This is a genomic window from Mesorhizobium sp. M1E.F.Ca.ET.041.01.1.1, assembly GCF_003997355.1.
Lineage (GTDB): Bacteria > Pseudomonadota > Alphaproteobacteria > Rhizobiales > Rhizobiaceae > Mesorhizobium.
In genome coordinates this window covers 1-3,161 of record NZ_RZSL01000645.1, presented here as the reverse complement: position 1 = coordinate 3,161, position 3,161 = coordinate 1, and the positions used below count along the sequence as shown (strand labels likewise).

At 65.0% G+C, this 3,161-nt stretch carries 3 protein-coding genes and 1 pseudogene; 1 reads left to right on the top strand and 3 read right to left on the bottom strand.

The window, feature by feature from the left end; translation table 11 throughout:
* A pseudogene (locus tag EOA38_RS31830) lies at positions 1 to 747 on the top strand (helix-turn-helix domain-containing protein); the annotation flags it as partial.
* A gap of 169 nt (positions 748 to 916) precedes the next feature.
* Here the strand turns inward: EOA38_RS31830 and EOA38_RS31825 are convergent.
* The 3 genes from EOA38_RS31825 to EOA38_RS31815 form a co-directional block, all read right to left on the bottom strand.
* Positions 917 to 1,651, bottom strand: coding sequence for a DUF2161 family putative PD-(D/E)XK-type phosphodiesterase (locus tag EOA38_RS31825; RefSeq protein ID WP_127301088.1), 735 nt, complete (start codon positions 1,649 to 1,651; stop codon positions 917 to 919).
* 122 nt (positions 1,652 to 1,773) lie between these two features.
* Entirely contained in the window at positions 1,774 to 2,124 is a 351-nt protein-coding gene (locus EOA38_RS31820) for a hypothetical protein (RefSeq protein WP_245464827.1), read from the bottom strand.
* Between the two features lie 280 nt (positions 2,125 to 2,404).
* Positions 2,405 to 3,161: autotransporter domain-containing protein (locus EOA38_RS31815; RefSeq protein WP_210213002.1), on the bottom strand; the 757-nt coding region annotated here is incomplete at its 5' end.

Sequence of the window (3,161 nt, the reverse complement as noted above, 5' to 3'; positions counted from 1 at the left end):
AGGCTCTGGACTCGACACGCTGATCGTGCCCGGAGGATGGGGCATCAATGCCGCCTGCGAGGATCCCAGCTTGTCCAGTGGGTCATCGGCCGCTCGCGCGACGCCAGGCGCACAGCTTCCGTCTGCAGCGGCGCCATGCTGCTGGCGACGGCAGGCCTGCTCGACGGCCGCCGCGCGGTCACCCATTGGGGACGCTGCGCCGAGTTCGCCCAACGCTTTCCGGCGGTCCGCCTGGAACCCGACCCGATCTTCATTCGCGACGGCAACGTGTGGACGTCCGCCGGCGTGACGGCGGGCATCGATCTCGCCCTTTCCTTCGTCGAGGCCGACCTTGGCCGACGCATGGCGCTTGCGGTGGCGCGCGAGTTGGTCGTCTTCCTGAAACGCCCTGGCGGCCAGGCGCAGTTCAGCCAGACCCTCAAGCTGCAGGATGGCGACGGGCGCTTCGACAAACTGCATGGCTGGATCCTGGACAATCTGGGCAGCGACCTTTCGCTGACGACATTGGCCGAGCGCGCCAATATGAGCCCACGCAGCTTTTCGCGGCACTATCGCGAGGCAACCGGCCGGACACCCGCCCGCGCGGTCGAAGAAATCCGCATCGAGGCCGCACGACGGATGCTGGAACAGGGACTGGCCGTCAACCAGGCGGTCCGGCGCTGCGGCTTCGGCTCGGAAGAGACCATGCGACGCGGCTTCCTGCGCACCCTCGGCACCAACCCGCGTGATTACCGCGAGCGGTTCTGAAACGCCGTCCTTGCGCGAAGGTCCCTAAAGCGAACTCTCGACTACCCCCTTGTGACTCAGGGTAATCGCATATGGCGCTCCCCCTCTCCGTCTCGGCTTCGCCGAGCCACCTCTCCCCCACTTTGTTGGGGCGAGGAACCCAAGCTTTTCAAGGCCGCGACGTCAGAAGTTAGCGTTCCTCGCCCCCATGAAATGGGGGATAGGTGTCCGCGTAGCGGACGGAGAGGGGGCTGGCGCTGCTATATGCGATTGCCCGGCCCTGTGACTGGACAGCGGCGACGCCGGCTTCGGTCAACGCGTAGATGCCGCGCTCGGCCCTGGCGAACCAGCCGTAGTAATTGTGCAGAAGGATGCTGGCCGCGCGCGGCGAGAGTTCCTTGAGGTCGCGCGGCCGCTTCGGGCCATCGGCCATGGCGGCGGCGCAGGCGATAGCCTCCTGCCGGTAGGCGGTTATGATCGGCTTTCTTCGCGTGCTGCCGCCGATGGAAGGATCGCCCTTGCGGCGGTGATGTTCCTCGACCAGGCGCGAGCGCCGCCTCGGGTCGCGCCGGGGCGGCACGGCAGCCGGGCTGAGCAGCAGCTCGACCTTGCCTTTTCCATCAACCGCCAGCAAACCGAAGCCGAGCCGCCGGCATAGTGCGCGAAACCGGCGGTCGTGCTCGCGGCCCTTGCCGCGCGCCGACATCCTGGCGGCGAGCCAGACCTCGTCGCAGGCCGCGGCGCGATCGACGCCCTGCAGGACGAGCTCGAGATTGAACTGCAGCTTCAGCTCGCAGATGACGACCACCGGCGGCTCGCCATCGCGCAGCCCGACGATGTCGCAGTCGCCGACCTCGCCCTTGACGGTGAAATCCAGGCTCTCGAGAAACCGCTTCACCGGGGCGTAGAGGGACGTTTCCTGCATGGCAGAGGCATAGCCGATTCGGGCTTTGCCAGCACGTCGCAGGGTGACATGCGGACTGCCAGGGTAATCCCCGCGATCGAGGTGCGGTCCGTTGACAATCTCGTCGACTGCCGTTCCGTGGACTATTGCCTGGCGAACTGGCCCCTGTAGGTCTGGCCGGCAAGCGCATAGGTGACGGCCAACGTTCCGTCGGGCTGCATCGTAAAGGTGGCGTCCGCGCCATTCGGCAGGCGCCCGAGCTTCAATGTGTTTCCGACAATCCTGCCGGCGCCGTCGGCGACCCCCGGCTTGTAGTCGGCCACATCGCCCCACGCATAGCTGACCGTCACCTGACCGCCCGAAGAAACCGTCAGCACGGCCAGCTTGCCTTCATACATGCCATCCAGCCGTCCGGCCCATATGCCTGAAAACGCGGCATACCTAGCCGGAACGCCCTTGCCGGGAGGCGTGATCGCCACGGTTTGGTCCAACACCGCCAAATCCGGAGAAGCCGGAGCCGCAACGGCAGCCGGGGCAGGTTGGGGTGGAGGAGCGGGCGGTACCTCGGATGCCGATTGGCAGGCGACGAGTGCGAACGCCGCGAAGCCAAGGATCGGAGAAAGACTGCTTGGTGGCAGTCGAGAGAGAACAGGTCCCTGCCGAAATTCCCTGACGGGGGTGGAAGAGCGACGAATTTTCGGCATTTCAGCGATCAGCCCCACTTTCTTTGCGTGAAATCCTAGCACGAACCGCTGCTTACTTTTGGCCGGTGTATTAGAATTTTACGCCTACTCTCGCGCCGAAGGCGTGATCCTGGCCGCCTGAAGCCAATTGTCCGCTGTAGGTCACACCGAAAACGGCATCGTCGGTGAGATTCAGGTCAATGGCAGCCTCGACGACAGCGGCATCCCTGGCGATCGGCACGCCTTCTATGGCAAATGCGTCGGAGCCGCTGAAGACGAATGTGGAAAGCGGGATCGTATCGCAATAGGCATGGCGCCAGCCGATCGTTCCGCGTGCCGTGGCCCGCATGCCGGAAAAGTCGAAACCGGTCGAGGCTCGCAGCCCGAGCGTTGTGAAGGTTGTGTCCGTGGTCTCACCGTCGGCATGAAGCGCGCCGGCGCCGCCGCTTTCCGAATAGGCATCGGTGTGAAGGCTCACATGGGACAGGTTGGCGAAGGGCTCTAAGGCAGCCGGGACGGTATCGACACGGTAGCTGGCTTCGCCGAAGACGTGGAAGGTTCCCGCGTCGTATTTTGCCTGAAGGCTGTCAGCGAAGCCGGGAAAGGCCACCGTGCGGTCCGTCTCGATATTGTGCCATGTGTAGATCGCGGCGGCGCGCAGGCTGAACTGGTTCCATTGCGTGCCGCCATAGAACCCGAGCGTGTAGTTCTCGCTGTCGCCGGACGAGGCACGGTCCTTCACGTCGAAATTGGTGTGGCTGTATCCGGCTATCGCACCGACGCGCCACGCTTCGAAGGCAGGACCGTCGACACCGGCCACGACCCCACCGGTGGAGCGCTTGAGCGTC